Annotated in this window: 2 protein-coding genes; one reads left to right on the forward strand and one right to left on the reverse strand. The window is 37.4% G+C overall.

Annotated elements, in window-relative coordinates; genetic code table 11:
* Window positions 1-92: 92 nt before the first annotated feature.
* A complete protein-coding gene (locus BO225_RS10690) occupies window positions 93-443 on the reverse strand; it encodes a hypothetical protein (protein WP_076342208.1) in 351 nt (116 codons plus the stop codon).
* A gap of 116 nt (window positions 444-559) precedes the next feature.
* On the opposite strand from BO225_RS10690, the gene BO225_RS10695 reads away from it, so the two are divergent.
* Window positions 560-779 (forward strand): transposase (locus BO225_RS10695; RefSeq protein ID WP_076342209.1); only part of this gene is annotated, 220 nt, incomplete at its 3' end.

Raw genomic sequence — 779 nt, forward strand, 5'->3', positions numbered from 1 at the left:
TTATCTGCAAGTCGAAATCGAAATGTATACGGAGAGTAAACAAAGATAAAATCAAAAATAAGAATACATCTGTTCAGTAAATAGGATCACTACTAATTATTTTGTCCTTGACAAAGGGTACACTTCAATATCAAGAAGAAAAGCAGGATATCCAGGATAATAAAAATCGCCATTGCGGAAGCCCATGATAAAATACCATTTCCTACGCTTACACTTAATGAAGGTCCGATCTGAAATGGCAAGAGCCATAACGATAAGTGAGCGTTCCACTTCCCATAGACATAAACACCCACCAGCATCAGGCTCAATCCATAAACAACAGCATAATTTCTTATCAAGACAGAGATTATCATACCTAACAAACAATAAAAAGCTATTTTTGCTACTCCTAAAATAAAAGCGAAAATAAACGGTTTGATCATTACGACATAGGTATATTCCATAGGAATCAATCCATTGGATTTAGTATTAATGGTGCATCCCTTAAACCTCTGAAAATTCAAGTGGTAGAATGTCATAAGAAGAACAATTTGAATTCCAGAATGAGGAGGAATGAAAAATGGCAAAGCAATATGACAAAGAATTTAAGGAACAGGTGATTCAGTATGTACTCGATCATCCAGACCTTGCCTACACCCAGATCGCGCAACAGTTCGGAGTCCATGACACAACAATTGGAGGATGGGTAAAAAGCTATAAAGAGCATGACGATCAAGTCATTGTTCGAGGGTCTGGCAACTACAGCAGCGATGAAGCCAAAGAGATCGCCCATCTTAAAA

Source organism: Dubosiella newyorkensis (genome assembly GCF_001945605.1).
GTDB classification, from domain to species: domain Bacteria; phylum Bacillota_I; class Bacilli_A; order Erysipelotrichales; family Erysipelotrichaceae; genus Dubosiella; species Dubosiella newyorkensis.